3 protein-coding genes are annotated in these 2,381 nt (G+C 28.3%); 2 read left to right on the forward strand and 1 reads right to left on the reverse strand.

What is annotated here, in order from left to right; all coding sequences use genetic code 11:
* Positions 1 to 352: 352 nt before the first annotated feature.
* On the reverse strand, positions 353 to 1,009 hold the full coding sequence (locus tag Q4548_RS16510; protein WP_303457091.1) for an EndoU domain-containing protein: 657 nt from the start codon (positions 1,007 to 1,009) through the stop codon (positions 353 to 355).
* 247 nt (positions 1,010 to 1,256) lie between these two features.
* Here Q4548_RS16510 and Q4548_RS16515 point away from each other — a divergent pair, with 247 nt between their 5' ends.
* Together Q4548_RS16515 and Q4548_RS16520 are read left to right on the forward strand one after the other, a co-directional pair.
* Positions 1,257 to 1,745, forward strand: a complete 489-nt coding sequence (locus Q4548_RS16515) for a Panacea domain-containing protein (protein WP_303457094.1) — start codon at positions 1,257 to 1,259, stop codon at positions 1,743 to 1,745.
* Positions 1,746 to 1,748: 3 nt separating this feature from the next.
* Positions 1,749 to 2,294 (forward strand): hypothetical protein, encoded by a 546-nt coding sequence (locus Q4548_RS16520; RefSeq protein ID WP_303457096.1) that lies wholly within the window; start codon positions 1,749 to 1,751, stop codon positions 2,292 to 2,294.
* The last annotated feature ends 87 nt before the right edge of the window (positions 2,295 to 2,381 follow it).

Here is a 2,381-nt window from a genome sequence, read left to right on the forward strand (position 1 = left end):
TTTAACTAAAAATAAAGCAGCTTAATTAATAATCCGAAATTTAAAAGATTACTCTTGTTTTATAGGGGTCAAAACAGAAGAATAACTTACTTTCTCAATATTTAATATTATTTCATTCATAATTTTTCAGATTTCAGAGTTGTTTAAGCTAACGGTTTTGGCTAGGCTTAGTGCGGGAAGAAAATCGCCAAGATTTTCGAGCACGGACTAAGCCGAAGCTTTTTGTTTGGTTTTGTTTCTTTGGTTTTAACTAAGCCAAATCAACAAGATTTGGCGACTTAGTAAATATACACAAAACTTTGAGAAAGCACAGAACCCGCATTAAGTTTAGCCGGTGTTGGGTACTGGCTTTTTATATCAAAGGATATATTGATTTCAGTTTTCCTTTTTTGATAATAATTTCGACATTAATTCCTGTTTGAGTTTTTGAGATATAAACATCTCGACTGTCATTTTTTTTAATTTTATTTTCAATAGCATAATGACATTCATGGAATAGTTTTTCCAAACTCCATTTTTTCGGAAAGAATGTAGTGAATTGTCTTTTTTTATACCATTTATTAGTGTCTAAATCATAGAATTCAATTTCAGCTTTTAGAACACCAGTTACTTTATTTTCCTGTATAATTTTTAAAATTCTAACTTTTTCAGGATCATAGTAATGAATTCCCGAGATTTCTCCATTTTTAATATTTCCTTTAGTACAGTGCTCTATTGTTTCTATAAAATCTATGTTAAATTTAGAACCTCTATTTGTACGAACAAAATCCTTAATGACTTGTATGTTTTTTTCTAAACATATTTGTTGAGCTCTTTTCGTATTTCTTAAGATAATATTTCTATATATTGTTGATTTCTTTTTTAATTCATTGAGACTTGTAAAGGGACCATTTCCATTTTTAAAATCAATAGTGAAATGACTAGGGATTTTTTGAATTCTAACACCTGCTTTAAGTCCTTGTTTATTTGTGGAATAAGAGTTTTCTATAATATAATAATGATATTCCAATTTAGTTTTTTTTGCTTGTACCCAACGGTTTTGGCTAGGAAACGTAGCGTTTTAGTTAGCCGATTATTTTCAGATTAAAAATAGACAAAATAAACAGAAAACCAACTTTGGGAAAACAATAAATAAGCTATGTTTTTTAGCCGTTGTTGGCTGTAGTTTTTTGAGTTTCAGATAAATTATTGTATATTTAAATAAATATGTACATTTGCAAAGTGTTAGGAATATTTAATTTCTAAATAAATTAATTATGAAAGCTATAGATATATCTTCTTTTTTTATTCAAAAAGGGGTAAGTCCATTAAAATTACAAAAACTACTATATTATTCTCAGCTTTGGTTTTATGTTAAAAATGATAAAAAATTATTTAACGATAAAATTCAAGCATGGATATATGGTCCAGTAGTTTATGATGTTTGGTCTAGCTTTAAATACATGAAAAGGAGTTCTATCATACCAACTAATAGAGCCAAAGATTTGAATTTAGATATCTCAATTCTAAATCATTTGAATGATGTTTGGAGTGCCTATGGTCATTTATCAGGTTCTGACTTGGTAGATTTAACACATGATGATTTACCTTGGAAAAATAGTCGAAAAGGACTTTTAAATAGTCAACCTAGCGATAAAGAAGTTGTCATAGATAACGATACTGTTGTTGATTTTTCTTTAGATTCTCATAATAAAATACCTTTTGTAAACATACAAAACTCTTTAGGACACTATTCTAATTTTTAGGAAATGGCTAAAAAAGGTTTAGTATACCTTATGAATGAGAAGCCTAAAAGAAATGAGGACTTTATTATTCGTAAGATATATAGGTTTGTGCCTGAATTCACTAATGTAATTACTACGATTATTGAATTAGAAATATATCCAAATAATATTTGCGTTCTTTCTTTTTACGAACACAATAAAGGTACTGATAAAACAAAATACAAACTTCGTTCTAATATTGGTGCAGGTCATATAAAAGCAATCTTTAAAGCTTGTTTAGATGCTTATTATGAGTTAAACAAAGATTATGCATTAATTTTTTCGGCAGCTAACGATATCGGAAAAATTGAAGAAGATAACTCTAGATATTCGGCTTACTTACTTTTCTTATCATATTATTTTAATAACTACGAAGATTATGATAGACAAGGTTCAATAGCGTTAAATACATTTATGCTTTATCATAGAAGTTTTCAATATAAAGAAGAAGCTGATTTGTTTTATAAAGAATTTGAGGAAAGAGTGAAACAGAATATTTATAATGTTGATGATGAGTGCGATAAGGCTTAAAATTACTGCCAACGGTTTTGGCTAGGCTTTGTGCGGGGTTGAAAATCGACAAGATTTTCAGACACGGACTAAGCCGAAGCTTTTTGT

This window comes from Wenyingzhuangia sp. 2_MG-2023, from assembly GCF_030548295.1.
Taxonomy (GTDB): domain Bacteria; phylum Bacteroidota; class Bacteroidia; order Flavobacteriales; family Flavobacteriaceae; genus Wenyingzhuangia.

Coding starts and splice junctions, on each gene's coding strand:
- Q4548_RS16520 (WP_303457096.1), top strand. CDS start 1,749: ATGGCTAAAAAAGGTTTAGTATACCTTATGAATGAGAAGCCTAAAAGA.
- Q4548_RS16515 (WP_303457094.1), top strand. CDS start 1,257: ATGAAAGCTATAGATATATCTTCTTTTTTTATTCAAAAAGGGGTAAGT.